The organism is Shimia fortis (assembly GCF_040225985.1).
Classification (GTDB): domain Bacteria; phylum Pseudomonadota; class Alphaproteobacteria; order Rhodobacterales; family Rhodobacteraceae; genus Shimia.
In genome coordinates this window covers 114,913-141,503 of record NZ_JBBPEU010000004.1, presented here as the reverse complement: position 1 = coordinate 141,503, position 26,591 = coordinate 114,913, and the positions used below count along the sequence as shown (strand labels likewise).

Genomic DNA, 26,591 nt, shown 5'->3' with positions numbered 1-26,591 from the left:
TGCAAACTGGCTATGCACGCCATGCATTCTTGACCTTACGGTAAAACGCCACCCGCATCGCCCTGCCCGGGTTTACGCCAACAGGTCAAAGGTTTCCCCACCGGCCAGAGACAGCGAAAGAGTGTCGCGCGCACCGCCATCCACCAAGGCCCACAAGACCTGCTCCGTGGGACGGAAAATGACAAAAGCTTCCTCCGTGCCCTCCAGACCGGCTCCGGGCGTGCGCGCAAAGTTCACCTGAAACTGGTCGGCTTGGACCGCGCCGCCATAGACCAGCACATCCTCGTCGGAGAAATCCTGCACCCAATCCGATCCGTGGCCCGCCACCCCCTGATGATAGAACCGGTCCCTGCCTGCGCCGCCGTTCAAGCGGTCAAAGCCAAAGCCCCCGTTCAGGAAATCATCATCCGGTCCCCCGAAGAGCAAATCACCCAACGCACCGCCCGACAGGATGTCATCGCCATCCCCCCCGATCAGGGTATCGGCCCCTTGCAGGCCACTCAGGGTGTCGGCACCGGCATCGCCGCGCAGTTCATCATTACCGGCCCCCGCGGCCACATAGTCATCCCCGTCGCCAGCATAGACCAGATCACGCAGGTCGGACGGGCCATCGCCTGCTGTCACATGGTCATCACCAGACCCGGCCACAATCGTGTCCGCCCCATCGCCTGCACGGATCGTGTCATTCCCGTCTCCTGACCGGATCACATCCGCGGCACGGGTGCCCGTCAGGCGATCCCCTTCGTCGCCCCCGACAAGGGTTTGCCCGGACACAGCGACAAACACATCGGTCTCACCGCTTGCACCGTTCTGTGCCACCCCCGCAAGATAGGCAGCGCCGTCCTCACCAATCTCCAGCACCGGCCCAAAGTGATATATGCTCTCTGTTGAGGGGCCTTCATAAGCCCCCGCAAGAGGCATTCCGGTGGCATCGAAATCGCGCAGGCGAATGACAGACGCGCTTGAACCGGGCGCATGCCACCACACCACGGAAAATCCACCATCCGGGCGCGCGGCAATCGTTGGGTCCGCCTGATCCCCAAAAGTCAGCTCGTTGACCTGAAACTCGTCGCCCACAGCCACGCCATCTGCAGCATAGACACGGGTAAATATCCCGTACCCGTCGCCATCCTGCCCGTCACTTTGCCACGCGATTGCAAATCCACCCCCGGCCAGCGCGGTGATCGCCGGCGACGTCTGGCTGTCACGGGCAAATTGATTCACCCGGATTTCGGAACTTTGCGGCGTCCCGTCCGCAGCATAGACGCGCATCATCACGGCGTAGAGACTGCCGTCCACCTCGCGCGCGCGCCATGTGACCGCAAAGCCGCCATTGCTCAGGGCAACTGCACGCCCGCTGGATTGAAACCCGTCTTGGGTCTCGTTCACGCGGAACACATCCCCTTGCGGTGTGCCCACTGCGGACATGCGTTGGGCAAAGACCCCGTACCTGTTGGAGTCAAACGAGGTGAAGACTGCGAGATACCCACCGTCCGGCAAAGCCGTGAGTTCGGGTGAGAGAGACAGGTTTTGCTGGGCGAAAATGATGTGATCCGCCCCCAACTGCGCCCCGTCTTGGGTATAGCGGCGCGCCACGATATCCCCGTAGGCATCGTCAAGGTCGAGATAGGCCACGACCAAGGTGCCATCTTCCAGTTCGGTCACGCTGCTGCGGTTGCTGCGGCCCGTCACCTGAAGGTCAGGCCCGACCAAGGTACCGGTCGCATCAAAAAAACGCAGCCATGAGGCTGCGTTTCCGTCTTCTGTCCAGACAACTGCGGCGCGACCGTCGCCCAGGACTTCGAGATCGATGCCCCATCTCTCGGCGTTGCCACCGGCAACGCCCAGAGGGCGGGAAAACGTCGCAAACAGAGACACTCGTTACCTTTTCCCTTGCGTGAACCGGATCAGATGTTCCGTTCGACCAGCATCTTCTTGATATGTGCAATCGCCTTGGCCGGGTTCAGACCCTTGGGGCAGGTTTTCGCACAGTTCATGATGGTGTGGCAGCGATACAGCTTGAAGGGGTCTTCCAGTGCATCCAGGCGTTCGCCGGTGGCTTCGTCGCGGCTGTCGATGATCCAGCGATAGGCGTGCAGCAACGCGGCCGGGCCGAGATACCGGTCACCGTTCCACCAATAGCTCGGGCACGAGGTCGAGCAGCTGGCGCACATCACGCATTCATAGAGACCGTCCAATTTTTTGCGGTCCTCGATCGACTGCTTCCACTCTTTGGCTGGGCGATTGGTCTTGGTTTCCAGCCACGGCATGATAGACGCGTGCTGTGCGTAGAAGTGGGTCAGATCGGGGATCAGGTCTTTCACCACTGGCATGTGCGGCAACGGATAGATTTTCACGTCGCCTTTGATCTCGTCCAGGCCATAGATACAGGCCAGCGTATTGATCCCGTCGATGTTCATCGCGCAAGAGCCACAGATACCTTCACGGCAGGAGCGGCGGAAGGTCAGGGTCGGGTCGACCTCGTTCTTGATCTTGATCAGCGCGTCGAGAACCATCGGGCCGCACTTGTCCATATCAAGGAAATAGGTGTCGACCGACGGGTTCTTGCCGTCATCGGGGTTCCAGCGATAGATCTGGAATTTGCGCACGTTGGTTGCGCCCTCGGGTTTCGGCCACGTTTTGCCAACGGTGATCTTCGAGTTCTTCGGAAGTGCAAATTCAACCATGGGTCATCTCCTTAGCGAAGCAATGCAGGCAGGCCGTTGGCTGCCGGGCAGGTCAGGGTCTCAGGTGCCGTGACGGTCGAAATGACCGTATCGGTGGGTTTCTTTGTGCAGGAATTCAGATCTCTGCACGATTTGGGCCCAAGTAGGGCCGCCCCAAGTTCGGCAGCACGGTCAAATACAGATGACTGCGCCACAAAGGACGGGGCGTTGTTGGTCAGCAAGGTTGTGGTCAGGGACATCAGGCTGCCCCCCCTGCCGGTAGGTCTTTAAGCAGGTGCTCAAGGCCCAAGGCTTTGAATTCCTGGCTCACGCGGCGCAGCGAGGCCGCGTGGTCAATCGGCTGTTTTTCGTGAAAGCGCGTGGAAATCCACTTGCGGATTCCGGCATCCCGGGCTGCCTCATAGGCTGTCTGATCCCAGACCGAGCGTAGGGGTACACCGACCGAGTCAAACGCTTCGAGAAGACGTTCGGCCTGGTAGATGGAAATCGCCCTGACGATCCAAGGGTTTCCGTTCGGCCACAGAACCGAGGCCGTGCCCCGTGTCACTTCTGCATATCCGAGAGAGGTTACGCGCGGATGCAAGGCCGCAAGGCCAACCCGCTTACTAGGACGACGGTTCAAAACCAACGCCGTCTGATCCGCACGACCCAGCAACTGGCGTCCATGCATGGCAGACCCTTCTGCAAAGATCAGAACCTTGGCGCTGGCATAGTGGGCGAGTTGATCGCGCAGTGGCAGAGTCTCGGGGCGAATGACGGTCACACCCAGCTGTTCAAGCAGGGCACAGAGATAAGGCTCGCCCGCGTTGTGACCTTCGCCGGTGGCTTCCATCCGGTCACGCGCGACATATACAATCTCGCCACCCGTGACTGGCAGAGCCTGCCGCGCCGCATTGGCGTCAAGCAGATCAAGATAGGCCTCGGATGTCGGAACGTGGGCCCATTGTTCGGCCATGGGCCCGGCCCAGAGACCGCGCACACGGTAGGGGCGCGTCACCCAGCGGACATTCTCTTTGGTGGCACCATACCAGTCTAGCACCTGCCAGAAGAAGCGCGGCACATCGTTCGGCCCGGCCCCGGGCTGAAGTGCAAACAACATCGGCAGATCGGGATGCTCGGTCGCGGCCTGCAGCACACGGGTGCCGTGCTCGACCATGAAATGTCCGAAATGTCCGACCGCATATCCACCCCAGGTGGCCTCGCCGTCAAACTCTGCCACAGGCCCTTGCGGGTCTGGCGGCCTGCGGTCCACGGGAACCCCGGACCGGTTATGACGATAGGGACCGGCGGCTGGCCATTCGGGCCAGATCGGCCCGCCGGTCAGCACCATGCCATTGTCTGCCGTCACCGGCACCACCGAAATTTCGTCAAAGCGATGCATCGGCGGCAGCGCGTTTCTTGCATAGACAAAGACACTGTCGGGCGAAGACGACAGCACTGGCGCGTTCTCCTGAACAGGCTGTACCCGTTCGGAGTCCGCGCGCAGTTTGGACAGCAGGGCCCGCATCAGGAACCTGCCTTATCCAGAATGTGCTGTCGACCAAGTGCCATGATCAGAAAGTCCGCGCCTTCGGAGCGATCTTTTTGAGGTTGATGCCGCCCTCGTCTTCGGTGGTCAGCGGATCCACCACAACCGGACGATAGCTCAGATCAACCTTGTTGCCGTCGACACGGCTGACGGTGTGCACGCGCCAGTTCTTGTCGTCACGCTCGGAGTAATCCTCGTGGGCATGTGCGCCGCGAGATTCCTTGCGTGCCTCGGCCCCATGAATGGTGGCCAGTGCGTTGGGCATCAGGTTGGTCAGTTCCAGCGTTTCCATCAGATCCGAGTTCCACACCAGCGAAGTATCGGTCACCCGCAGATCGTCAAGTTTGGCCGCGATGGCGGTCATCTTCTCGACACCCTCTTTGAGGGTCTTGTCAGTGCGGAACACCGCCGCGTCGGCTTGCATGGTGCGCTGCATTTCCAGGCGCAATTCCGCCGTCGGCGTGCCGCCCTTGGCGTTGCGCAGAGCGTCAAAACGATCAAATGCAGCATCAACAGATGCCTGGTTCAGAACCGGATTGGCGCTGTCGGCATCCACAACCTTACCGGCGCGGATGGCGGCGGCGCGGCCGAACACCACGAGGTCGATCAGCGAGTTGGAACCCAGACGGTTCGCACCGTGGACCGAGGCACAGCCGGCTTCACCCACGGCCATCAGGCCCGGCACAACGGCGGTTGGATCTTCGGCGGTCGGGTTCAGAACTTCGCCCCAATAGTTGGTTGGAATACCACCCATGTTGTAGTGCACGGTCGGCAGTACCGGGATCGGCTCTTTTGTGACGTCCACGCCTGCAAAGATCTTGGCGCTTTCCGAGATGCCCGGCAGGCGCTCGGCCAGAGCTTCGGCTGGCAGGTGGTTAAGGTTCAGGTGGATGTGGTCGCCGTGCTCACCGACGCCGCGGCCTTCACGGATTTCCATAGTCATCGAGCGCGAAACATAGTCACGCGGCGCGAGGTCCTTGTACTGTGGCGCGTAACGCTCCATGAACCGCTCGCCTTCTGAGTTGGTCAGATACCCGCCTTCCCCACGTGCGCCTTCTGTGATCAGGCAGCCCGAGCCGTAGATGCCGGTCGGGTGGAACTGAACGAATTCCATGTCCTGCAGGGCCAGTCCCGCGCGGGCCACCATACCGCCACCGTCGCCGGTGCAGGTGTGTGCCGAGGTCGCCGAGAAGTAGGCACGGCCATAGCCGCCGGTCGCCAGAACAACCATCTTGGCGTTGAAGACGTGCATGGTGCCGTCGTCCAGCTTCCAGCAGACAACACCCTGACATTGACCGTCTTCCGACATGATCAGGTCGATGGCGAAATATTCAATGTAGAATTCCGCGTTGTTCTTGACCGACTGGCCATACAGCGTGTGCAGGATCGCGTGGCCAGTCCGGTCAGCTGCGGCACAGGTGCGCTGTACAGCGGGGCCTTCACCGAATTCCGTGGTGTGACCACCAAACGGACGCTGGTAGATCTTGCCTTCTTCGGTCCGCGAGAAGGGCACACCGTAGTGCTCCAGCTCGTATACCGCCTTGGGGGCTTCGCGGGCTAGGTATTCCATCGCGTCGGTATCGCCCAGCCAGTCCGACCCCTTGACGGTGTCGTACATGTGCCACTGCCAGTTGTCGGGACCCATGTTGGCCAGCGACGCAGCGATGCCACCCTGTGCGGCAACGGTGTGCGAACGGGTCGGGAAAACCTTGGTTACGCAAGCGGTGCGCAGGCCCTGTTCGGCCATACCCAGCGTGGCGCGCAGACCGGCGCCACCAGCGCCAACCACGACCACGTCATATTCGTGTGTTTCGTATTCGTAAGCAGCCATGTTCGGGCTCCGGTCTTAAAATGCGATGCGGGCCAGGGCGAACAGCCCGACAGCCGCAATGGCGTATGCGATGCAGGTGAAGAGGATGATCAGGAACTTCTTCTGAAGATCGCGGGTATAGTCCTCGATCACCACCTGGATTCCGTGGCGGAAGTGGATCATCGACACGATGAAGGTCATCGCTGCAATGATGGCCGGGAACGGACGCTGGTAATAGGCAATCACCTCTTCATACGTGCTGCCAAGGATAGAGCCGAAGGTGAAGATGAACAGCGGGATCAAAACTGCCAGGCCCACGGCGCTGATGGTCTGCCCCCAGAAATGTTCGGTGCCGTGGCGCGAAGACCCGCGGTATTCGGCGCGTTTGCGGTCGGTCAGGAATGCCATGTATCTATCCCCCCTCAGACGATCAGCGCGATGATGATGGTCAGAACGAACGAGCCGACCACAACACCCTTGGCGAGTTTCTCGGCGGTTTCGATCTCGAGCCCGTGGCCTGTATCCCAGTAAAGGTGACGCAGACCGGACAGGAAGTGATAGCAAACCGCCCACAATGCGGCGAACATCACCAGATCCCCGAGGATCGAGGTCATCAGCCCGTTCACCAAGTCGAAATACTCGGGCCCGGCCGCGGCGGCCAGGAACCACCAGACGACAAGAACGGCAGCCCCAAGAAGGGCGACGCCGGTAATACGTGCAAAAATCGATGTCGCAGATGTCAGCTGCGGGCGGTAAATCGACAAATGCGGCGAAAGTGGGCGGTTGCCCCTGTTCACATCAGCCATTTTGAATCCTTTCGGTTTCCCTCACGTCCTTAGTACGCATTTTTTGATTCATGTCACGGCTGTGACAGCGCTAAAGGCGCGGTTTTTTGGCGCAACAGCCCAGATTCTTCGTCATTTGTGATCACACGCAAAAAGAAGTGATCACATATTCAAATCAAAGCAAAATTGTCAGGTAAAAAACGTTTAAACCGGCCAAATCGCCTACCCAAGCGACCTTACCACGGCCATTCTCGCCAGAATCACCTCACCATATTTGTGATCACAAATTCAGACAGTTGTGGCGGACGCTAGGCGACGAATAAAAAACGCCCGACAAACGGGCGCTTTTCAGAATATCATTCCGGCAAAAGTTTAGATCGGCATCAGCGCCCAATAGTCGAGATCCAGCAGAACCTCGGGCTGGTATTTGCCATCTTCGCTGCGCAGTTCGAACGGGGCGCCGCCCTTGGTGGCCACCAGACGCAAACGGATTGCCCCGACGCCCGGCGCGCTGGTCTCGGCTTTATCGAGCACCTCGGACCATGCCTTGACGGTCAGACCCGAAAACGCCGGGTTGGCATGTGCCCCGCCATTAAGGCCAACAATCATCTGCGCATTGGCCAGCCCATTGAAAGACAGCGCCCGCGCGAGCGAAATGATGTGGCCGCCATAGATCAGGCGCTGCCCGTCCGGGCGGAAGGTGGCGTCAAAGTGCACCTTGGCAGTGTTCTGCCAAAGCCGCGTCGCCATCATGTGTTCTGCTTCTTCCAGCGTCACCCCGTCGACATGGTCGATGGTTTCGCCGATCTCATAGTCACCCCAGCGATGCGCTTCGCCCGCCAGCGTGAAGTCGTAATTCGAGAAATCCAGCCCCTCAGGGATGACCAGATCCTTGGCGTCGATAACCTTGGACAGCTCCGGTACAACCGTGTCCGGCGCGGGCGCATCGATGTCGCGTTTGCGCACCATCACCCAGCGCACGTATTCCATCACGACCTCGTCGTTCTGGTTCATGCCTCGGGTGCGCACGTAAACCACGCCCGTCTTGCCATTCGAATTCTGCTTGAGGCCAATCACCTCGGAGGTCGAGCGCAGCGTGTCGCCCTCATATACCGGCTTGAGCCAGCGTCCCTCGGCATAGCCAAGGTTGGCCACGGCATTCAAAGACACGTCCGGTACGGTTTTGCCAAAAACCACGTGGAACGCTGCCAGATCGTCAATCGGCGACTTGGGCAGGCCGCAGTTCTGCGCAAAGGCGTCCGACGAATAGAGTGCATGACGCGCCGGGTAAAGCGCGTGGTACAGCGCCCGCTCGCCGCCCGATACCGTACGCGGTACCGCGTGTTCAATCACCTGCCCCAGCGTGTAATCTTCGAAAAACCGACCCGGATTGGTCTTGGCCATTAGTGCTCTCCTAATTTCGTGTCGGGGGTATAGGTGCCCTCGACCTCTTTAACGACCGCCTGCCCGCAGCGCATGACGCCGGTGACATGACAGAATGTCTGGGTGGGTGAGCCGTACAACTCCCACCCCTTGTTCAGGGCATCCGTCACCTTGTGACAGAATGCCGACGTGTCTTCTTCGCTTAGAAATCTATAAAGTTTCATGTGCTTACACCGGATAAGGCCATGGACCGACCCAATAGTGGACATAGCCGATAATCGACATCAGGATCAGCGAGGCGATCAGGAACATCCCGTCCTTGGCATAGGTGCCGCGTTCGGTGGGGGTCCAGTTCGGCTCGGCTTTGTTGATCACGATCATCTCGGCCAGCGCCCAGGCGAACAGCCCGCCAAACAGGATCACCGAGGCCAGATCGCCATTTACCAGAAGGTGAGCAATCGCCCAGGCCTTGAACCCGGCCAGCATGGGATGGCGCATCCCGTTCAGGATCCGTCCTTTCCTTGGCGCGGGGCTCATCATGAAAATCGCCACAAGCACCAGGAAGTTGTTCACATGGGTCATCCACAGCGGCGGATACCAAAGGTCGACCACCTCGGCACCGCGATAGCCGATCACCATCAGCACGATGCTGGCCACGATCGCTAGTGCCACAGCGCCTTTGCCGGCGTCGCCCGTTTTCGCCCGAGCATCCGGCATCAGGCGTTTGAAAAAATGGGCTCCGGCCCAAAGCAACACCCCAAGAACCAGTAGAAACATGTTATCTCTCCCCTGTTGGTCTTGGGGCCTGTCTTAGCCTTCCAGCGCGGCGATTGCATCCGCTTTCGCGAGAATTTCCTTGGCAGTCACCACATGCAGGTTCTCGACGATCTTGCCGTCCACGACGGCCACGCCTTCACCTTTGGCTTCGGTCTCTTCAAAAGCGGCAATCTGGCGGCGGGCCAGGTCGATCTCGGCCTCCGTCGGGGCAAAAGCCGCATTGGCCACTTCGACCTGCGCCGGGTGGATCAGCGTTTTGCCGTCCATGCCCATGTCGCGCCCTTGGTCACATTCGGCCTTCAGACCCTCGGCATCCTTGAACGCGTTATAAACCCCATCCACAATCACGATGCCCTCGGCCTTGGCGGCCAGCAGGCACAACGAAAGTGAGGTCAGCATAGGCAGGCGGTCCGCCCGGAAACGGCACTGCAATTCCTTGGCAAGGTCATTGGTTCCCATCACGAAACCGGCCATTTGCGGGTGTGCTGCGATTTCAGCTGCGTTCAGCATCCCGCGCGGCGTTTCCATCATGGCCCAGATCGGCTTGTCCCCGACCAGAGCGGCAAGGGCATCCACCTGCGCGGTGCTTTCCACCTTGGGCAGCAGCACCGCGTCGCAATCCATTTGGGCGGCCGCCTTGGCATCTGCCTCGCCCCACTGGGTATCCAGCCCGTTGATCCGCACAATGCGCATCCGCTGACCATAGCCACCCGCCGCCAGCGCATCCTTCAGAATGCCGCGGGCGTTTTCCTTCTCATCGACTGCCACGGCATCTTCGAGGTCAAAGATGATGGCATCGACTGGCAGGGTCTTGGCCTTTTCAAGGGCCCGTTCCTTGGAACCGGGGATATAGAGTACCGAACGATAGGGGCGTGCGCGCTGATCCATGAGTCTCTCCGAAATAAAGTTGCGCGAAAATGCCCACCAATTGCCGAAAAGTTCAAGGATGAATTTGCCGCAACGCAGAAGAAATTGCTGCGAACGCTGCGTTAACGGCAAATTGCCCGGTCTGGCGGCAGGCTGATGCTGTGAAACCGGCCCGTATAGGTCCTTCAAATGCGAGGCATTCAGATGAGAACTTCCTTTCTCAAGGCAACCATGGGATTCGGCCTGATGGCACTGGCCGCCGATCAGATCAGCGCGCAACAGGCGGTCTGCGCCCCGCGCGAGATCGTGCTGCACCGCTTGCAAGACGGGTACGGCGAAACCCGGCAGGCGATCGGGCTTGGCGCGAACAACAGCTTTGTCGAATGGTTCGCGTCCGAGGCAGGCAGTTGGACCCTGACCATGACCTTTCCGGACGGATCGACCTGTATCCTTGCTGCGGGGCAGGCGTTTGAAAACATCGCGCAAACTGCACCTGCGCCCGGTGATCCCGCCTGACGGTCACTTCAGACCAACGCGTCCCAGATCAGCTTGGCGCCCGTCACCGCCAGCAACACATAGGTCAGCCCGAAGAACAGGCGCTCGGACACCATGTGATGCGCTTTGACACCGATCCATGTTCCCAGAATGGCAAAGGGGGCCAGCCAGAGATCGGCTTTCAACACTTCCCATGTAAAGGCACCCAGAAACGCATAAGGCACGGCCTTGGCGATATTGATGATCCAGAAAATCAGGACGGTTGTGGCCTGATAGGTGGTCTTTTCAACCTTGCGCGATAACAGGTACACTGCCACCGGCGGGCCGCCGGCATGGCTGACAAAGCTGGTAAACCCCGCCACCAGCCCCGCGATCCCACCGACCCAAACCGGCATGGCCGCGCGGGTCGTCTTGCGGGGCCAGAGCTGCCAGACCACAAATCCCAACGCCACACTGCCGATCAGAAAGCGCAGCGCATCATCACTTGCATAATGGAACAGGGCCGCCCCGAGGGCCACGCCCGGCAGCGCCCCGATCAGCAGGACGCGTGCATCCGGCGCACTCCACCGGCCCCAATAATGCGGCAGGGACACCACGTCGATCAGCATCAGCAACGGCAGCATCAACCCCAGCGCCTGCGCAGGCGGCAGGACCAGCGCCAGAATGGCCGAACTGGCAAAGGCGGCCCCAGATCCAAAGCCGCCCTTTGAAATACCCGCGAACATGGCGGCAAGCGTCGCAAGTGCGAACAGACCGAAACTGTCGATCATGCCCTCAGCCGCTCGCGGCGCGCAATTCCCCGCACGTCACGCCTATCACTTTTTGCGGTCAAGGATCTTCTTGCGCTGTGCCTCGTATTCCTTCTCGGTCAACAGGCCTTCGCCATAGGCCTTTTCAAGCGAGGCCAGTTCTTCCCCGACCGTTGTCGTGGTCACGTTGTTGGTGGTGTTGCCGCCATTGCCACATGCGCTGACCAGAAGGCCCGCCACTGCCAATGCTGCGAAAATCTTTGCCGTTGATTCCATGATGTCGGGTCTCCTGCCTTGAAGTGTTTTCAACTTTCTAGCCGCTGCCCGGATATCCGGCAAGACACTTAGCCCATTGGAGTCCAAAGGGATATTGGCCTGAAAACACCGAGTGCAACGCTTCGCCGCGCCTGCACACACTTGCCTTGAAAGGAATTTGCGCCTAAGCCACCCGCGATCATTCAACCGGACTCGGAGAGAAATCCAATGGCCAGACCCAAGATTGCCCTTATCGGCGCAGGTAACATCGGCGGCACGCTTGCCCACCTCGCAGCCCTCAAAGAACTCGGCGACGTTGTTCTGTTCGACATCGCTGACGGCCTGCCGCAGGGCAAGGCGCTGGACATCGCAGAATCCGGCCCCGTCGAAAAAATCGACGCCGCCATGTCGGGCACCAGCGACTATGCCGACATCGCCGGCGCAGACGTCTGCATCGTGACCGCCGGTGTGGCCCGCAAACCCGGCATGAGCCGTGACGACCTGCTGGGCATCAACCTGAAAGTCATGAAATCGGTTGGCGAAGGCATCCGCGACCACGCGCCGGACGCGTTCGTGATCTGCATCACCAACCCGCTGGACGCCATGGTCTGGGCTCTGCAGAAATTCTCGGGCCTGCCCGCGAACAAGGTCTGCGGCATGGCTGGCGTTCTGGACTCCGCTCGCTTCCGTCACTTCCTCGCCGAAGAATTCAACGTCTCGATGCGCGACGTCACCGCCTTTGTTCTGGGCGGTCACGGCGACACGATGGTGCCTTCGGTGCGTTACTCGACCGTTGCTGGCATCCCGCTGCCCGACCTGATCGAAATGGGCTGGACCACGCAAGAGAAACTGGACGCCATGGTGCAGCGCACCCGTGACGGTGGCGCGGAAATCGTTGGCCTGCTGAAAACCGGTTCGGCCTTCTACGCTCCGGCAGCCTCGGCCATCGAAATGGCAGAAGCCTATCTCAAAGACCAGAAACGCGTTCTGCCTTGCGCGGCCTACTGTGACGGCGATCTGGGCGTGAAAGACATGTATGTCGGCGTGCCCACCGTGATCGGCGCTGGTGGCGTTGAAAAGATCGTCAACATCAAGCTCAACAAGGAAGAGCAAGAGATGTTCGACGTGTCGGTCAAGGCGGTTCAGGGTCTGGTTGACGCCTGCAAAGGCATCGACGGCTCGCTGGCCTAAATCCGGCAAGACAGAGATTGTGAAGGGCTGGAGCGCAGGCTCCGGCCCTTCTTTTTTGGGAAACCGCGACAAATCCCACGCGCGACCTTTGCCTTTTACGCGGCTTGCGCAATATCCCTAAAAACAAAGCGGAAACTCGGATTGATTCCTTCGAATGTGTATTCCGCCCGCATTTGTGATCACTAATTTTCAGGGTGTGATCACAAACCTTGAAAAATCGGTCCAAAACGCCGCAGTATGGAAAAAAGTGCTTAGCGGCCTACGAAACCTGTGCCAATACGTCCTGCAATCGTAGCAAGATGGGACAGTTCCATGAACATCCATGAATATCAGGCGAAGGCATTGCTTCGCTCCTACGGTGCCCCGGTTTCGGACGGACGTGTTGTCCTGAAGGCCGAGGATGCCAAAACTGCAGCCGGTGAACTGGACGGACCCCTCTGGGTCGTCAAGGCACAGATCCACGCAGGTGGTCGCGGCAAGGGTTCCTTCGTTGAAGCGGACGCTGGCGAAAAGGGCGGTGTCCGCCTGGCCAAGTCGGTGGAAGAAGCCGCCGAAGAAGCCAAGAAAATGCTGGGCCGCACCCTTGTGACGCACCAGACCGGCCCCGTGGGCAAACAGGTCAACCGCATCTACATCGAAGCGGGCTCGGACATCGAACGCGAACTGTATCTCGCGTTCCTCGTCGACCGTCAGACCTCGCGCGTGTCGATCGTGGCCTCGACCGAAGGCGGCATGGACATCGAAGAAGTCGCTGCCTCGACCCCGGAAAAAATCCTGTCCTTCTCGATCGACCCGGCCACCGGTTACATGCCCTACCACGGCCGCCGCGTTGCGTTCTCGCTGGGTCTGGAAGGCGCACAAGTTAAACAGTGCGTTGCCCTGCTGGCCAATCTCTACAAAGCCTTCATCGAGAAGGATATGGAGATGCTGGAAATCAACCCGCTGATCGTCATGCCCGATGGCAACCTGAAACTGCTGGACGCCAAAGTCGGCTTTGACGGCAACGCGGTTTACCGTCACCCGGATATCGCCGAACTGCGCGACACCACCGAAGAAGACCCCAAAGAGCTGGAAGCGTCGAAATACGACCTGAACTACATCGCTCTGGACGGTGAAATCGGCTGTATGGTGAACGGTGCGGGTCTCGCGATGGCCACCATGGACATCATCAAACTCTACGGTGCAGAACCTGCCAACTTCCTCGACGTGGGCGGTGGTGCGACCAAAGAGAAAGTGACCGAAGCGTTCAAGATCATCACCTCTGACCCCAACGTCAAAGGCATCCTGGTCAATATCTTCGGCGGCATCATGCGCTGTGACGTCATCGCAGAAGGCGTTGTGGCAGCCGTGAAAGAAGTCGGCCTGCAGGTTCCGCTGGTTGTCCGTCTCGAAGGTACCAACGTGGAAGCCGGTAAAGAGATCATCAACAACTCTGGTTTGGACGTGATCGCAGCCGACAACCTGTCGGACGGCGCAGAAAAAATCGTGAAAGCGGTGAAAGGTTAAGACCATGGCAATTCTCGTTGATGAAAACACCAAAGTAATCTGCCAAGGCTTCACCGGCTCGCAGGGTACTTTCCACTCGGAACAGGCCATCGCTTATGGCACCAAAATGGTCGGCGGCGTGACCCCCGGCAAAGGTGGCATGGAACATCTTGGCCTGCCGGTATTTGACTCGGTCCACGACGCCAAGGCGAAAACCGAAGCCAACGCCAGCGTTATCTATGTTCCCCCGCCCTTCGCGGCCGACTCGATCCTCGAAGCGATCGACGCGGAAATGGAGCTGATCGTCTGCATCACCGAAGGCATCCCGGTCCTCGACATGATGAAAGTACAGCGCGCGCTGGAAAACTCTTCCTCGCGTCTGATCGGCCCGAACTGCCCCGGTGTCATCACCCCTGACGCCTGCAAGATCGGCATCATGCCCGGCCACATTCACAAGCGTGGCTCGGTGGGTGTTGTATCGCGCTCGGGTACGCTTACCTATGAAGCCGTGAAACAGACTGCTGACATCGGCCTTGGCCAATCGACTGCTGTTGGTATTGGTGGTGACCCCATCAAGGGCACCGAGCATATCGACGTGCTGGACATGTTCCTGTCGGACGACGAAACCCAGTCGATCATCATGATCGGTGAGATCGGCGGCTCGGCGGAAGAAGAAGCCGCTGAATTCCTGGCCAACGAACGCAAGAAAGGCCGCTGGAAGCCGACCGCTGGCTTCATCGCGGGCCGTACGGCGCCTCCGGGCCGTCGCATGGGTCACGCCGGTGCCATCGTTGCCGGTGGTAAAGGCGGCGCGGAAGACAAGATCGAAGCCATGAAAGAGGCCGGTATCGTTGTCGCCGACAGCCCCGCAGGTCTGGGCGAAGCCGTGCTTAAGGCAATCGGCTAAGATATGATGGTTCACCGGGCATATGCATGGTCGGCAGCGCCTGCGCATACGGGGGCGTCTTGCTCTCCCGTGTGCGCGGCACATGCCCGCGCTCTGCGTTCGGTGGACCACCCCCCTGTTCTGCGCCAGACCGGCGCCGGCCCTGCATGTCACGGGCAATCCGTGAAAGGATCGCGACATGCCGCTGTTTAGGGTCAACGACAGGATTCACTATTACGCACACGTGCCAAAGGCCGGTGGTTCGTCTGTCGACCACTACCTCGTGGCCCGCTTTGGTCCCCTCGCGTTTTTCAACGGCCAGTTCACCGCCGTGCCCGAAAACCAGCGCTGGACCCGCACCTCGCCCCAGCACATCCGCTGGCGCAATCTCTATCAGCTTTTCCCGCGCGACTGGATCGAGAGTTCCTTTGCGGTCGTCCGCGACCCCCTCGCCCGCCTGAAAAGCGCCTATCATTTCCAGAAAGAGGCCCTGAAAAGCATCCCCGAGGACCGAACCTTTGAAGACTGGTTCAAACTGCGCCTTGCCGGGATCAAGCAGAACGCCTTTTTCGACGACAACCACCTGGTTCCCCAGACACATATTGTCCCGCCCGACGCCCGCGTGTTCCGGCTTGAGGACGGTCTGGACGGTGTCGTCGACTATCTTGACGCGATCGAAGGCGCCCCGAACGGCCCCCGCACGGTCAAGACACACAACGCACGGGCCAAAGGCAGCACTGGCAAACGCCGTGACCCCGCCGATGGCCTGTCTCCCGAATTCCTCGCGCTGATCGAGGAAACCTATGCCGAGGATTACACACGTTTCGGCTATCCGCTCCGGTCTTCCGGTGCAGATGGCTCTGGCGCTGCAACCTCAGCCCCGCTTCCAACCGAAGAGTCTGTCCAATGAACGACCAATCTCCGAACGACATTTTCCACGCCTCGTCCTTCATGCAGGGGCACAATGCGGAATATCTCGAACAGATGTACGCCCGCTATGCATCCGACCCCAATGCGGTTGACGAAGCGTGGCAGGATTTCTTCCGCCAGCTGGGCGATGCCGAACTGGATGTCAAAGCCGAAGCACAAGGCCCCTCGTGGCTGCGCGCCGACTGGCCGCCGCAACCCAATGACGACCTGACCGGCGCGCTGACCGGCGAATGGGCCGAACCCGTTGAAGCCAAGGCCGCAGGCGACAAGATCAAGGCGAAAGCCGCAGAAAAAGGTGTGGAAGTCACCGACGCGCAGGTCCGCCAGGCCGTGCTGGACTCGATCCGCGCGCTGATGCTGATCCGGGCCTATCGTATTCGTGGGCACCTGGTGGCCGATCTTGATCCGCTGGGGATGCGTGACCAAACTCCGCACCCCGAGCTGGACCCGAAATCCTATGGCTTTACCGATGCCGACATGGACCGTCCGATTTTCATCGACAAGGTTCTGGGCCTCGACATCGCCACCATGCGCCAGATCGTCGATATCGTAAAGCGCACCTATTGCGGCACCTTCGCGCTGCAATACATGCACATCTCGAACCCCGAAGAAGCCAGCTGGCTGAAAGAGCGGATCGAGGGCTTTGGCAAGGAAATCCAGTTCACCCGCGAAGGCCGCAAGGCAATCCTGAACAAGCTGGTCGAGGCCGAAGGTTTCGAAAAGTTCCTGCACGTCAAATACATGGGCACCAAGCGGTTTGGTCTGGACGGCGGCGAAAGCCTCATCCCTGCGATGGAGCAGATCATCAAGCGCGGCGGCAACCTTGGCCTTAAGGAAATCGTTATCGGCATGCCCCACCGTGGCCGCCTGTCGGTTCTGGCCAACGTGATGCAGAAGCCCTATCGCGCGATCTTCAACGAATTCCAGGGCGGCTCGTTCAAGCCCGAGGACGTGGACGGATCGGGCGACGTGAAATATCACCTCGGCGCGTCGTCGGACCGCGAATTTGACGGCAACACCGTGCACCTGTCGCTGACCGCGAACCCCTCGCACCTCGAGGCTGTGAACCCGGTTGTTCTGGGCAAGGTCCGCGCCAAGCAGGATCAGCTGAACGACCATGACCGCCATCAGGTTCTGCCAGTGCTGCTGCACGGCGACGCGGCCTTTGCCGGTCAGGGTGTCGTGGCCGAGTGTTTCGCCCTGTCGGGTCTGCGCGGTCACAAAACCGGCGGCACCATGCATATCGTCGTGAACAACCAGATCGGCTTTACCACCGCGCCGCATTTCTCGCGCTCGTCCCCCTATCCGACGGACAACGCGCTGGTCGTCGAGGCGCCGATCTTCCACGTGAACGGGGACGACCCCGAGGCCGTGGTGCACGCCGCCAAGGTGGCCACTGAGTTCCGCCAGAAGTTCCACAAGGACGTGGTTCTGGATATCTTCTGCTATCGCCGCTTCGGTCACAACGAAGGCGACGAGCCGATGTTCACCAACCCGGTGATGTACAAGAAGATCAAAGGACACAAGACCACGCTGTCGCTTTATACCGAGCGTCTGGTCAAGGACGGCCTGATCCCCGAAGGCGAAATCGAAGACATGAAGGCCGCGTTCCAGGCCCAACTGAACGACGAGTTCGAAGCTGGCAAGGAATACAAACCCAACAAGGCCGACTGGCTGGACGGGCGCTGGTCGGGTCTGGATCGTGAAGACGGCGACTATCAGCGTGGCCAGACCTCGATCAAGGACGAGACCCTGAAAGAAGTCGGCAAATCGCTTTGCACCGTGCCCGAAGGGTTCCCGATCCACAAAACCGTGGGGCGCCTTCTGGATGCCAAGACCAAGATGTTCGAAAGCGGTAAGGGCTTTGACTGGGCCACCGCCGAGGCGCTGGCCTTTGGATCGCTGCTAAGCGAAGGCTATCCGGTCCGTCTTGCCGGTCAGGACGCCACGCGCGGCACCTTCTCGCAGCGTCATTCTGGCATCGTGAACCAGAACACCGAAGAACGCTATTACCCGCTGAACAACATCCGCGCCGGTCAGGCCCAGTACGAAGTCATCGACTCGGCCCTGTCGGAATACGCGGTACTGGGCTTTGAATATGGCTACTCGCTGGCCGAACCGAACGCGCTGACCCTGTGGGAAGCCCAGTTCGGCGATTTTGCCAACGGCGCGCAGATCATGTTCGACCAGTTCATCAGCTCAGGTGAATCGAAATGGCTGCGGATGTCGGGCCTCGTGGTTCTGCTGCCGCACGGTTTCGAGGGCCAGGGCCCCGAACACTCGTCGGCCCGCCTGGAACGCTTCTTGCAGATGTGCGGTGGGGACAACTGGATCGTGGCGAACTGCTCGACCCCGGCGAACTATTTCCACATCCTGCGCCGCCAGATCCATCGCAGCTTCCGTAAGCCGCTGATCCTGATGACGCCGAAATCGCTGCTGCGTCACAAGCTCTGCATTTCGGATGCCGAGGACTTTACCAACGGGTCTTCGTTCCACCGCGTGCTGTGGGATGACGCCGAGAAGGGCCATTCCGACACCAAGCTGAAGGCGGACAAGGACATCAAGCGCGTCGTCATGTGTTCCGGCAAGGTCTATTTCGACCTGCTGGAAGAACGCGACAAGCGCGGGATCGACGACATCTATCTTCTGCGCGTCGAGCAATACTATCCGTTCCCGGCGCATTCGCTCATCAAAGAGCTGGATCGCTTCAAAGGGGCCGAGATGGTCTGGTGCCAGGAAGAGCCCAAGAACCAGGGCGCATGGTCGTTCATCGAACCCAATATCGAGTGGGCCCTGACCCGCATCAAAGCCAAACACACCCGTCCGGTTTACGCAGGCCGCCCCGCTTCGGCCTCGCCTGCAACCGGTCTGGCAAGCCAACACAAAGCACAACAAGAGGCGCTGGTGAATGCCGCGCTGACCATGGAAGGAAACTAAGCCATGACCGAAGTTCGCGTCCCGACCCTTGGTGAGAGCGTCACCGAAGCCACCGTAGCGACCTGGTTCAAGAAACCCGGCGATGCCGTTGCCGCAGACGAAATGCTGTGCGAGCTGGAAACCGACAAGGTGACCGTCGAAGTACCGGCCCCGGCCGCTGGCGTCATGGGCGAAATCGTCGCCGCAGAAGGCGACACCGTGGGTGTAGATGCCCTGCTGGCCACCATCGTGGCCGGTGACGGTGCCGAGGCTGCCCCGGCAGCCCCTGCCGCCGAAGCCGCACCTGCTGCAGCCCCCGCAGAAGGCGGTGACAGCATCGACGTGATGGTGCCCAGCCTGGGTGAATCGGTCTCGGAAGCCACGGTTTCGACCTGGTTCAAAGCCGTGGGTGATACCGTTGCGCAGGACGAAATGCTCTGCGAACTGGAAACCGACAAGGTTTCGGTCGAAGTGCCCGCGCCCGCCGCTGGTGTTCTGGCCGAAATCGTCGCCAATGAAGGCGACACAGTGGACGCCACCGCCAAGCTGGCCGTGATCTCGTCCTCGGGTGCGGTTGCCGCAGCGCCCGCCGCAGCCCCGGCTGCCGCGCCTGCCGCTGGTGGCAAAGACGTTGAAAACGCCCCGTCGGCCAACAAACTGATGGCGGAAAAAGGCATCGACGCGGCCAATGTGCAGGGCTCGGGCCGCGATGGTCGCATCATGAAGGAAGACGTGCTCAAGGCCGCTCTGGCCCCCGCTGCCACGCCTGCTCCGGCCCCGGCCGCCGCACCGCGCACCCCATCGGTCGCCGAAGACGCCGTGCGCGAAGAGCGCGTGAAAATGACCCGCCTGCGCCAGACCATCGCCAAGCGCCTGAAAGACGCGCAAAACACCGCCGCGATCTTGACCACCTATAACGAGGTGGACATGACCGAGTGCATGGCGCTGCGCAAAACCTACAAGGACCAGTTCGAAAAGAAACACGGCGTCCGTCTGGGCTTTATGTCCTTCTTCACCAAGGCGTGCTGTCATGCCCTGAAAGAAGTGCCCGAAGTGAACGCGGAAATCGACGGCACCGACATCGTGTACAAGAACTATGTCCACATGGGCATCGCCGCCGGCACCCCGCAGGGTCTGGTTGTGCCGGTCATCCGTGACGCCGACAAGATGTCGTTCGCGGAAATCGAAGGCGCGATTGCTGAAAAAGGCCGCCGCGCCCGTGATGGCAAACTGTCCATGGCAGAAATGCAGGGCGGCACTTTCACCATCTCGAACGGTGGTGTCTACGGTTCGCTGATGTCCTCGCCGATCCTGAACCCCCCGCAGTCGGGCATCCTCGGCATGCACAAGATCCAGGACCGCCCGATGGTCATCAACGGCGAAATCAAGATCCGCCCGATGATGTACCTGGCCCTGTCCTATGACCACCGCATCGTAGACGGCAAAGGCGCCGTGACCTTCCTCGTCCGCGTGAAAGAGGCGCTGGAAGATCCCCGTCGCCTGCTGATGGACCTGTAATTCCGGCGGGGCGTCACTGCCCCAGCCGACGAAAACCTTGCACGGCGGGTATTCTGCCGTGCATCTCCACACCACCCCTCGCGAATTTTCTTGTTCCGATTGCCAGACTTGAGAGGGATCAAGGCGCTTTGTTGCAAAACGGCGCAGTCTCGTCTCACTTGAAACTTAGGAAGCTGAAAAAATGGCAACCCACATTCTCTGGCAGGCCGACGTTGCGGATTTTGACGTATGGCTGAGCGTATTTAAAGCAGACGCCAAGAACCGCAAGGCATCCGGCATCGTCGATCTGAATGTCTGGAGCGATCCGGACAAGGAAAACCATGCTGTCGCCCTGTTCGCCGTGGCCGATCTTGAAAAGGCACGCGCCTTTTTCGGGTCCGAGGAACTGGCCATGCATATGGAGCGCGACGGGATCACCCATGTCACGGTCAAAATGCTGACCCCTGCCTGACGGCAGACCCACAAATCAAAGGACCACAGCCCCGTGACCGTTCCATGGGGCCGAAGGAGGAAACACCCCATGTCTCAATATGACGTCATCATCATCGGTGCAGGCCCCGGCGGCTATGTCTCCGCCATCCGCTGCGCCCAGCTGGGCCTCAAAACCGCCGTGGTCGAGGGCCGCGAAACCTTGGGTGGCACCTGTCTGAACGTGGGCTGTATCCCCTCCAAGGCACTGTTGCACGCTTCGCATCTCCTGCACGAGGCCGAGCACAACTTTGCCTCGATGGGCCTCAAGGGCAAATCGCCTTCGGTCGACTGGAAACAGATGAAATCCTACAAGGATGACGTTATCGGCCAGAACACCGGCGGCATCGAATTCCTGTTCAAGAAGAACAAGATCGACTGGCTCAAGGGCTATGGCTCGATCGAGGCCGCGGGCAAGGTCAAGGTGGGCGACACCACCTATGACACCAAGAACATCGTGATCGCGTCGGGCTCGGTCCCGTCGTCGCTGCCCGGTGTCGAAGTCGACAATGGCAAGGGCATCGTCGTGGACTCGACCGGTGCGCTGGAACTGCCGAAGGTGCCGAAGAAGATGGTCGTCATCGGTGCAGGCGTGATCGGCCTCGAACTGGGCTCGGTCTATGCGCGTCTTGGCACCGAGGTCACCGTGGTGGAATACATGGATGCGGTCTGCCCCGGCATGGATGCCGACGTGCAGCGGACCTTCAAGAAAATCCTTGAAAAGCAGGGTCTGAAATTCATCATGGGCGCCGCCGTTCAGGGTGTCGAAGCGTCCAAGACCAAAGCCAAGGTCACCTATCAACCCAAGAAAGGCGGCGACGACGCAACCATCGACGCAGATGTCGTTCTGGTGGCCACGGGCCGCAAGCCCTATGCCGAGGGTCTGGGCCTTGACAAGCTGGGCGTGAAAATGACCGAACGCGGTCAGGTTGCGGTCGATGCGCACTGGGCCACCAACGTGCCCGGCATCTACGCCATTGGCGACGTGATCGAAGGCCCGATGCTGGCGCACAAGGCCGAAGACGAAGGTATGGCGGTCGCAGACGTGCTGGCAGGCAACCATGGCCACGTGAACTATGGTGTGATCCCGGGCGTAGTCTACACCGCCCCCGAAGTCGCCACCGTCGGCGCCACCGAGGCCGCGCTCAAGGCCGAAGGCCGCAAATTCAAGGTCGGCAAGTTCTCGTTCATGGGCAACGCCCGCGCCAAGGCCGTGCATCAGGCCGATGGCTTTGCCAAGATCATCGTGGACGCCGAAACCGACCGCGTGCTGGGTGCCGCGATCATCGGCCCATCGGCGGGTGACATGATCCACGAGATTTGTGTTGCGATGGAATTCGGCGCCTCGGCGCAGGATATCGCCCTGACCTGCCACGCCCACCCGACCTATTCGGAAGCAGTGCGCGAGGCGGCTCTGGCCTGCGGCGACGGCCCGATCCACGCCTGATCGCCCGACATGACAAAACAAGAGGGCGGCCCCGGAGCCGCCCTTTTTTGTGCCAAGTCATCCAGAGGATTTTCCTCACCACATCGTCTGCCGCGCACGCGCAAGCCACGCATCATCATAAGGTTGGCCGCCTTCTTCACCCTGTGTCTGCTCGGCCAGAACCTCACCCGCCGTGGGCAAGCCTGCGCTTTGATCACCGGACGTCCAAAGCCCTGCCCGCATCGGTGCGCGGGCGCATTGGGTGTAAATCTCGCCAATCCGGATCACGATGACAGATCGCGGGTGTTTGCCCAGCACCTCGAAACGCTGACGCATGTCATCATCCACCGTCACGCGCGCAAATCCATTCACACGCACCACCGTGTTTGATCCCGGCACCATGAACAGCAGGGAAATCCGACCGTCCGCCACGATATTGCGCAGCGTGTCCATCCGGTTGTTGCCGCGCCAGTCCGGCATGGCCAGCGTCTGATCGTCCAGCTCAACAACCACGGGGCCATCATCCCCGCGCGGGCTGCCATCGGTACCTTCGGGCCCCACCGTCGACACGATGCAGAATCGCGACCGCATGATCCACGCGCGATAAAGCGGCGTCAGCTTCTGCGCCACCTTGCGCAATGAAGGCGAACCCGGGGCGCCATAAAGCGACTCGAGCTCGGCAATATCCTCAACCCACTGCATCCGGATCAAACCCCGCTTCGCGCATCAAGGCATTCGAACGGTCCTCGATCACGCGTTCAAGTTCCGCCATAAAGGTCTTCTGATCGGCGCCCTGCTCGATTGGATCCAGAAACTCGACCACGGCCAGACCCGGCGTGCGCAACATGGTGCCCTTGGGCCAGAACATGCCGGCATTGGTGGCAACGGGCACCGCTTTCTGGCCCGTTTCCTTGTAAAGCACGTAGGGACCCACCTTGTAGGGGCGGTAGTCGCCCACCGGCACCCGGGTGCCCTGCGGATAGATAACCAGCTGTCCCGGCGGGACGCGCCCGCTTTCGACATCGGCCAGCATCGACTTGATCGCGGCACCGCGTTTGCCCCGGCGCACCGGCACACAGCCCAGACGCCATGCATAGACACCGATGATCGGGGTAAACAGCAATTCGTATTTCATGATGAAACGGGGCTGCGGCACCGCCTTGAAGATCATCATGATATCCAGGAAAGACTGGTGCTTGGCCGGCACCAGAACCGCGCCCGAGGGCACTGTACCACGCACTTCGGACCGGATACCGACGATCCAGCGCGCGGTCCAGATCGCCCAGGTTGCATAGGTGTTGCAGGCGGTCATCGCCCCTTTGGGCGACACCAACGCCCAGGGAAAGAACAGAATTCCCATCGCCAGCATCATCACGGCATTCTGCACGACGTAAATGATCGACAGGATCCACTGAATCACGTTTCGCATCAGTCAAGCTCCGACAAAGTGCGCCGCGCGGCATGGCCGGTGGCGAAATAGGCGACAAGTCCGGCAAGCGGCGGGATCAGCACCGGCCACAGCCAGCCGCCCCCCTGAAATCCGAGACCCGTCAGAAAGCCGCCCTCGGCCTGCGCTGCGGGCAAGAGCAGCACCGCCCCCAACCCCACAACCACGCCCACGGCCGCCCCAAGCAGCGCCCGCAGGGTAAAACGGCGCACGAAGGCCTGCGCGATATAGCTGTCGCGTGCGCCGACAAGGCGCAGTACCGCGATCACCTGCGCATTGGCCGCCAGCGCCGCGTTCGCCGCAAGCGTGATAATCGTCGCAGTGGTCGCGGCAATCAGCAGGATCGACACCCAGCCCAGCAGCCGCAATCGCCCCGCCGCCTGCTCCAGCGGACGCCGCCAGCGGTTGTGATCATCCAGAACTGCGCCCGGCACCTCGGCTTGTAGCCGCAGACGCAACCCGGCGGCATCATAGCCTTCTTGGGTTTCCTGAATTTCGATCAACTGCGGAACCGGCAGATCCTCGACCGGCAGGTCCGGCCCGAACCACGGTTCCAGCAACGCGCGCTGTTCTTCGTCACTGAGGGCGCGCGCGGCCTCGATACCCGGTGTGGTCAGCAAGAGCCGCAGCGCCGCGGCAGTCTGGTCTGCCATCTGACCTTCGGGCGCAGAAATCCGCAGGGTCGAACTGTGTGCCAGCTCATCGCCCCAGCGTGTCGCCAGACGCCCCGAGGCCAGCGACAGCGCCAGCGCAAACACCGCGAGAAACGCCATCGCCCCCGCCGCAAAGGTGGTCAGCCGCGCGGTAAATCCCGAGGGCGGAACCACGCGGTCGGCCTGAACATCGCCCACGATCAGGTCATTCAGGAAACGCGGGATCACTCTCATAGGTCCGCCCCCGCCAATTGAAGCTTGCGGTTGGCGATCCGCAGCACGCGCGCCTGCACCTTGGACTTGGCCGCCCGGATCAGGTTCAGATCATGGGTCGCGATCATGATCGTCTTGCCCATCTTGTTCAACTCGATCAGCAACTGCAAAAGACGCTGCGACATTTCCCAGTCGACATTGCCCGTGGGTTCATCGGCCAGCACCACGTCCGGCGACATGATGACCGCCCGCGCGAGGGCCGCTCGCTGGCGTTCCCCACCGGACAATTCTGGCGGCAGGGCGCTGGCGCGGTTGCCCAACCCCACCCAATGCATCAGTTCTTTGAGGTTGGAATGGTTTTCCAGGGTCTCGCGCCCCGACACCATCAGGGGCAGCGCCACGTTGTCGGCAATCGGCAGATGGTCCAGAAACTGGCAATCCTGATGCACCACCCCGATCCGGCGACGGGCCATGGCGTGATCATCGCGATCCATCTCGCGCACGTCCTGATCGAACAGCCGCACATGACCCGAGGTTGGCACAAGCGCGCCATAGCACAATTTCAGAAAGGTGGTCTTGCCCGATCCGGACGGGCCGGTCAGGAAATGGAACGATCCCGGGGCGAGCTTCAACGAGATATTGCTCAGCAATTCGCCACCGCCATAGCTATAGGCCGTATTGTCCAATTCGATCAAAACCTGTGCCCTCTCTGCCGGTTTGCCCTGTTGTGCCCGAGCATCGGGCGGGATTCAATCCGCTGTGGCAAGGCTTTGCACTTTCAAGGTCGAATGTTACACCATATGCTAACCTGAAATAAGCAGGGTCAGGGACACCGAGGGGAAAACATGCGGCTAAGTTGCCCAAATTGCGGCGCGCAATACGAGGTGCCGGACGACGTCATTCCGCAGGCCGGGCGGGACGTGCAGTGTTCCAATTGCGGCCACACCTGGTTTCAACCGCCCCCCGAAGTCGACACCGCCCTGACCGAAGACCTTGGCGGCGCGCTCCCGGACGAGGGCTGGAGCCCCGAGGACCCCGACGAGGCGGATCACCCCGACACCGAAATCGCGCCGGAAGTGCCCGGGTCGGATGACGAAGAGGAGGTTCAGCCACCCTCTATTGGTTTCTCGGGCTCTGTCACCGACATCTCAGAAGACGCGGAAGAGGACCGCGCCGCCCCCGAGGACGACACGATCGACACGGCATGGACCGATCAGGACGCCCTGCCCGACCCCGAGGATGGCGCACCTGAAACCCTCGAACGGTTCGAGGAGGAAGACGACGAGAACATCCCCGACGATCTGGAACTGGACGCGGCGATTGGTCAGGCCATCGCCATGTCTGAAGAGGATACGCCTACAGACACGGCTCCGGAAACGGCGGACGACCAAGACGAAGATCGCGACTTGGACGAGACGGAGGCGGCCGATCAAGAAGACGTAGATGTCGCGCCCGAACCCGGTCTCGTCGACGATGATCTGGATATACCGGAAGAGGACATTCCCGAGCCGCGCCGCAAGACGCTTGATCCGGCGGTCACGGAAATCCTGCGCCAAGAGGCCGAACACGAAGCACAGGTACGTGCACGGGAGCGCGAACAGGGGATCGAAACCCAGCCTGATCTTGGCCTGAATGCGCCCGACACCGCGCCACCCATGGATGACAATGCACGGCGCGCGCAGGAAGCCCGCGCACGGATGCGCCGCATTCGTGGGTTGTCGGCCGAAGAAAACCCGGATCCCGTTGAACCCGCCCCCGACCCTACCGTCGACCTGCACACGTCACGGCGTGACCTGTTGCCTGATATCGAAGAAATAAACTCGTCCTTGCGCGCCTCGGACAGGCATGATTATCGCGATAGCGAAGAACCCGGCGCCTATGCCGAACGCAAACGCCGCAGCGGCTTCCGGTTGGGGTTCAGCCTGATGCTGTTGCTCGCGGTGGCAGGGATCCTTGTCTATCTTTATAACCAGCAGATCACCGCCAGCGTCCCGCAGGCGGCGCCCTATGTCGAATCCTACATGGACGGCGTGAACGACGCCCGTGTCTGGCTGGATACGCGGATCACCGAAATGATGCTGGCCCTGCAAAGCAACAGTTCACCAGACGGCAACTAAGCCTC

Annotated in this window: 27 protein-coding genes; 10 read left to right on the top strand and 17 right to left on the bottom strand. The window is 60.6% G+C overall.

The window, feature by feature from the left end:
- Positions 1-72: 72 nt before the first annotated feature.
- The 11 genes from WNE31_RS08635 to WNE31_RS08585 form a co-directional block, all read right to left on the bottom strand.
- The gene (locus tag WNE31_RS08635) at positions 73-1,878 is read right to left on the bottom strand and encodes a calcium-binding protein (protein ID WP_349979333.1); all 1,806 of its coding nucleotides are present in this window, start codon (positions 1,876-1,878) and stop codon (positions 73-75) included.
- 29 nt (positions 1,879-1,907) lie between these two features.
- Positions 1,908-2,687 (bottom strand): succinate dehydrogenase iron-sulfur subunit, encoded by a 780-nt coding sequence (locus tag WNE31_RS08630; RefSeq protein ID WP_349979332.1) that lies wholly within the window; start codon positions 2,685-2,687, stop codon positions 1,908-1,910.
- Between the two features lie 11 nt (positions 2,688-2,698).
- Positions 2,699-2,926 (bottom strand): hypothetical protein, encoded by a 228-nt coding sequence (locus WNE31_RS08625; RefSeq protein WP_349979331.1) that lies wholly within the window; start codon positions 2,924-2,926, stop codon positions 2,699-2,701.
- Positions 2,926-4,194, bottom strand: a complete 1,269-nt coding sequence (locus tag WNE31_RS08620; RefSeq protein ID WP_349979330.1) for a glycosyltransferase 61 family protein — start codon at positions 4,192-4,194, stop codon at positions 2,926-2,928. Before WNE31_RS08620 ends, WNE31_RS08625 begins: the two co-directional genes overlap by 1 nt.
- A gap of 46 nt (positions 4,195-4,240) precedes the next feature.
- Entirely contained in the window at positions 4,241-6,046 is a 1,806-nt protein-coding gene (gene sdhA / locus WNE31_RS08615) for a succinate dehydrogenase flavoprotein subunit (protein WP_349979329.1), read from the bottom strand.
- Between the two features lie 15 nt (positions 6,047-6,061).
- Complete coding sequence (sdhD, locus tag WNE31_RS08610; RefSeq protein ID WP_349979328.1) at positions 6,062-6,433, bottom strand: succinate dehydrogenase, hydrophobic membrane anchor protein; 372 nt, start codon at positions 6,431-6,433, stop codon at positions 6,062-6,064.
- Between the two features lie 14 nt (positions 6,434-6,447).
- The gene (gene sdhC, locus WNE31_RS08605; protein WP_349979327.1) at positions 6,448-6,831 is read right to left on the bottom strand and encodes a succinate dehydrogenase, cytochrome b556 subunit; all 384 of its coding nucleotides are present in this window, start codon (positions 6,829-6,831) and stop codon (positions 6,448-6,450) included.
- 351 nt (positions 6,832-7,182) lie between these two features.
- A complete protein-coding gene (locus tag WNE31_RS08600) occupies positions 7,183-8,214 on the bottom strand; it encodes a MaoC family dehydratase (protein WP_349979326.1) in 1,032 nt (343 codons plus the stop codon).
- Positions 8,214-8,417 carry a DUF1737 domain-containing protein gene (locus WNE31_RS08595; RefSeq protein WP_349979325.1) on the bottom strand — a complete coding sequence of 68 codons (204 nt, stop codon included), beginning with the start codon at positions 8,415-8,417 and terminating at the stop codon, positions 8,214-8,216. Before WNE31_RS08595 ends, WNE31_RS08600 begins: the two co-directional genes overlap by 1 nt.
- Before the next feature lie 4 nt (positions 8,418-8,421).
- Positions 8,422-8,970 (bottom strand): NnrU family protein, encoded by a 549-nt coding sequence (locus WNE31_RS08590; RefSeq protein WP_349979324.1) that lies wholly within the window; start codon positions 8,968-8,970, stop codon positions 8,422-8,424.
- 33 nt (positions 8,971-9,003) lie between these two features.
- The gene (locus WNE31_RS08585; RefSeq protein WP_349979323.1) at positions 9,004-9,858 is read right to left on the bottom strand and encodes an HpcH/HpaI aldolase/citrate lyase family protein; all 855 of its coding nucleotides are present in this window, start codon (positions 9,856-9,858) and stop codon (positions 9,004-9,006) included.
- A 183-nt stretch (positions 9,859-10,041) separates the two neighbouring features.
- Here WNE31_RS08585 and WNE31_RS08580 point away from each other — a divergent pair, with 183 nt between their 5' ends.
- A complete protein-coding gene (locus WNE31_RS08580; RefSeq protein WP_349979322.1) occupies positions 10,042-10,353 on the top strand; it encodes a hypothetical protein in 312 nt (103 codons plus the stop codon).
- 8 nt (positions 10,354-10,361) lie between these two features.
- Here the strand turns inward: WNE31_RS08580 and WNE31_RS08575 are convergent, their stop codons facing one another.
- Together WNE31_RS08575 and WNE31_RS08570 are read right to left on the bottom strand one after the other, a co-directional pair.
- A complete protein-coding gene (locus WNE31_RS08575; RefSeq protein WP_349979321.1) occupies positions 10,362-11,102 on the bottom strand; it encodes a sulfite exporter TauE/SafE family protein in 741 nt (246 codons plus the stop codon).
- A gap of 45 nt (positions 11,103-11,147) precedes the next feature.
- Positions 11,148-11,357 carry a hypothetical protein gene (locus WNE31_RS08570; RefSeq protein ID WP_349979320.1) on the bottom strand — a complete coding sequence of 70 codons (210 nt, stop codon included), beginning with the start codon at positions 11,355-11,357 and terminating at the stop codon, positions 11,148-11,150.
- Positions 11,358-11,564: 207 nt separating this feature from the next.
- On the opposite strand from WNE31_RS08570, the gene mdh reads away from it, so the two are divergent.
- From mdh to lpdA, 8 genes are all read left to right on the top strand, one after another.
- Positions 11,565-12,527, top strand: a complete 963-nt coding sequence (mdh, locus tag WNE31_RS08565; protein WP_349979319.1) for a malate dehydrogenase — start codon at positions 11,565-11,567, stop codon at positions 12,525-12,527.
- Between the two features lie 312 nt (positions 12,528-12,839).
- Complete coding sequence (sucC, locus tag WNE31_RS08560; protein WP_349979318.1) at positions 12,840-14,033, top strand: ADP-forming succinate--CoA ligase subunit beta; 1,194 nt, start codon at positions 12,840-12,842, stop codon at positions 14,031-14,033.
- Between the two features lie 4 nt (positions 14,034-14,037).
- On the top strand, positions 14,038-14,919 hold the full coding sequence (sucD, locus tag WNE31_RS08555) for a succinate--CoA ligase subunit alpha (RefSeq protein ID WP_349979317.1): 882 nt from the start codon (positions 14,038-14,040) through the stop codon (positions 14,917-14,919).
- A gap of 178 nt (positions 14,920-15,097) precedes the next feature.
- Entirely contained in the window at positions 15,098-15,808 is a 711-nt protein-coding gene (locus WNE31_RS08550) for a sulfotransferase family 2 domain-containing protein (protein WP_349979316.1), read from the top strand.
- Positions 15,805-18,765 (top strand): 2-oxoglutarate dehydrogenase E1 component, encoded by a 2,961-nt coding sequence (locus WNE31_RS08545; RefSeq protein WP_349979315.1) that lies wholly within the window; start codon positions 15,805-15,807, stop codon positions 18,763-18,765. Before WNE31_RS08550 ends, WNE31_RS08545 begins: the two co-directional genes overlap by 4 nt.
- 3 nt (positions 18,766-18,768) lie before the next feature.
- Positions 18,769-20,262 carry a 2-oxoglutarate dehydrogenase complex dihydrolipoyllysine-residue succinyltransferase gene (gene odhB / locus WNE31_RS08540; protein WP_349979314.1) on the top strand — a complete coding sequence of 498 codons (1,494 nt, stop codon included), beginning with the start codon at positions 18,769-18,771 and terminating at the stop codon, positions 20,260-20,262.
- Between the two features lie 181 nt (positions 20,263-20,443).
- Positions 20,444-20,713 carry a hypothetical protein gene (locus WNE31_RS08535; RefSeq protein ID WP_349979313.1) on the top strand — a complete coding sequence of 90 codons (270 nt, stop codon included), beginning with the start codon at positions 20,444-20,446 and terminating at the stop codon, positions 20,711-20,713.
- A 69-nt stretch (positions 20,714-20,782) separates the two neighbouring features.
- A complete protein-coding gene (lpdA, locus tag WNE31_RS08530; RefSeq protein ID WP_349979312.1) occupies positions 20,783-22,177 on the top strand; it encodes a dihydrolipoyl dehydrogenase in 1,395 nt (464 codons plus the stop codon).
- 75 nt (positions 22,178-22,252) lie between these two features.
- Here the strand turns inward: lpdA and WNE31_RS08525 are convergent, their stop codons facing one another.
- Genes WNE31_RS08525 through WNE31_RS08510 form a run of 4 tightly spaced genes read right to left on the bottom strand, consistent with a single transcriptional unit; the run spans position 22,253 to position 25,164 of the window.
- Positions 22,253-22,858 carry a pyridoxamine 5'-phosphate oxidase family protein gene (locus WNE31_RS08525; protein ID WP_349979311.1) on the bottom strand — a complete coding sequence of 202 codons (606 nt, stop codon included), beginning with the start codon at positions 22,856-22,858 and terminating at the stop codon, positions 22,253-22,255.
- Complete coding sequence (locus WNE31_RS08520; RefSeq protein ID WP_349979310.1) at positions 22,845-23,585, bottom strand: lysophospholipid acyltransferase family protein; 741 nt, start codon at positions 23,583-23,585, stop codon at positions 22,845-22,847. Before WNE31_RS08520 ends, WNE31_RS08525 begins: the two co-directional genes overlap by 14 nt.
- On the bottom strand, positions 23,585-24,490 hold the full coding sequence (locus WNE31_RS08515) for a cell division protein FtsX (RefSeq protein WP_349979309.1): 906 nt from the start codon (positions 24,488-24,490) through the stop codon (positions 23,585-23,587). Before WNE31_RS08515 ends, WNE31_RS08520 begins: the two co-directional genes overlap by 1 nt.
- Positions 24,487-25,164, bottom strand: a complete 678-nt coding sequence (locus tag WNE31_RS08510; protein WP_349979308.1) for a cell division ATP-binding protein FtsE — start codon at positions 25,162-25,164, stop codon at positions 24,487-24,489. The genes WNE31_RS08515 and WNE31_RS08510 overlap by 4 nt, the downstream gene beginning before the upstream one ends.
- A gap of 150 nt (positions 25,165-25,314) precedes the next feature.
- Between WNE31_RS08510 and WNE31_RS08505 the strand changes: the two genes are divergently transcribed.
- Positions 25,315-26,586, top strand: a complete 1,272-nt coding sequence (locus tag WNE31_RS08505) for a zinc-ribbon domain-containing protein (RefSeq protein ID WP_349979307.1) — start codon at positions 25,315-25,317, stop codon at positions 26,584-26,586.
- Positions 26,587-26,591: the final 5 nt, after the last annotated feature.

Coding starts and splice junctions, on each gene's coding strand:
- WNE31_RS08630 (WP_349979332.1), bottom strand. CDS start 2,687: ATGGTTGAATTTGCACTTCCGAAGAACTCGAAGATCACCGTTGGCAAA.
- WNE31_RS08625 (WP_349979331.1), bottom strand. CDS start 2,926: ATGTCCCTGACCACAACCTTGCTGACCAACAACGCCCCGTCCTTTGTG.
- WNE31_RS08620 (WP_349979330.1), bottom strand. CDS start 4,194: ATGCGGGCCCTGCTGTCCAAACTGCGCGCGGACTCCGAACGGGTACAG.
- sdhA (WP_349979329.1), bottom strand. CDS start 6,046: ATGGCTGCTTACGAATACGAAACACACGAATATGACGTGGTCGTGGTT.
- sdhD (WP_349979328.1), bottom strand. CDS start 6,433: ATGGCATTCCTGACCGACCGCAAACGCGCCGAATACCGCGGGTCTTCG.
- sdhC (WP_349979327.1), bottom strand. CDS start 6,831: ATGGCTGATGTGAACAGGGGCAACCGCCCACTTTCGCCGCATTTGTCG.
- WNE31_RS08600 (WP_349979326.1), bottom strand. CDS start 8,214: ATGGCCAAGACCAATCCGGGTCGGTTTTTCGAAGATTACACGCTGGGG.
- WNE31_RS08595 (WP_349979325.1), bottom strand. CDS start 8,417: ATGAAACTTTATAGATTTCTAAGCGAAGAAGACACGTCGGCATTCTGT.
- WNE31_RS08590 (WP_349979324.1), bottom strand. CDS start 8,970: ATGTTTCTACTGGTTCTTGGGGTGTTGCTTTGGGCCGGAGCCCATTTT.
- WNE31_RS08585 (WP_349979323.1), bottom strand. CDS start 9,858: ATGGATCAGCGCGCACGCCCCTATCGTTCGGTACTCTATATCCCCGGT.
- WNE31_RS08580 (WP_349979322.1), top strand. CDS start 10,042: ATGAGAACTTCCTTTCTCAAGGCAACCATGGGATTCGGCCTGATGGCA.
- WNE31_RS08575 (WP_349979321.1), bottom strand. CDS start 11,102: ATGATCGACAGTTTCGGTCTGTTCGCACTTGCGACGCTTGCCGCCATG.
- WNE31_RS08570 (WP_349979320.1), bottom strand. CDS start 11,357: ATGGAATCAACGGCAAAGATTTTCGCAGCATTGGCAGTGGCGGGCCTT.
- mdh (WP_349979319.1), top strand. CDS start 11,565: ATGGCCAGACCCAAGATTGCCCTTATCGGCGCAGGTAACATCGGCGGC.
- sucC (WP_349979318.1), top strand. CDS start 12,840: ATGAACATCCATGAATATCAGGCGAAGGCATTGCTTCGCTCCTACGGT.
- sucD (WP_349979317.1), top strand. CDS start 14,038: ATGGCAATTCTCGTTGATGAAAACACCAAAGTAATCTGCCAAGGCTTC.
- WNE31_RS08550 (WP_349979316.1), top strand. CDS start 15,098: ATGCCGCTGTTTAGGGTCAACGACAGGATTCACTATTACGCACACGTG.
- WNE31_RS08545 (WP_349979315.1), top strand. CDS start 15,805: ATGAACGACCAATCTCCGAACGACATTTTCCACGCCTCGTCCTTCATG.
- odhB (WP_349979314.1), top strand. CDS start 18,769: ATGACCGAAGTTCGCGTCCCGACCCTTGGTGAGAGCGTCACCGAAGCC.
- WNE31_RS08535 (WP_349979313.1), top strand. CDS start 20,444: ATGGCAACCCACATTCTCTGGCAGGCCGACGTTGCGGATTTTGACGTA.
- lpdA (WP_349979312.1), top strand. CDS start 20,783: ATGTCTCAATATGACGTCATCATCATCGGTGCAGGCCCCGGCGGCTAT.
- WNE31_RS08525 (WP_349979311.1), bottom strand. CDS start 22,858: ATGCAGTGGGTTGAGGATATTGCCGAGCTCGAGTCGCTTTATGGCGCC.
- WNE31_RS08520 (WP_349979310.1), bottom strand. CDS start 23,585: ATGCGAAACGTGATTCAGTGGATCCTGTCGATCATTTACGTCGTGCAG.
- WNE31_RS08515 (WP_349979309.1), bottom strand. CDS start 24,490: ATGAGAGTGATCCCGCGTTTCCTGAATGACCTGATCGTGGGCGATGTT.
- WNE31_RS08505 (WP_349979307.1), top strand. CDS start 25,315: ATGCGGCTAAGTTGCCCAAATTGCGGCGCGCAATACGAGGTGCCGGAC.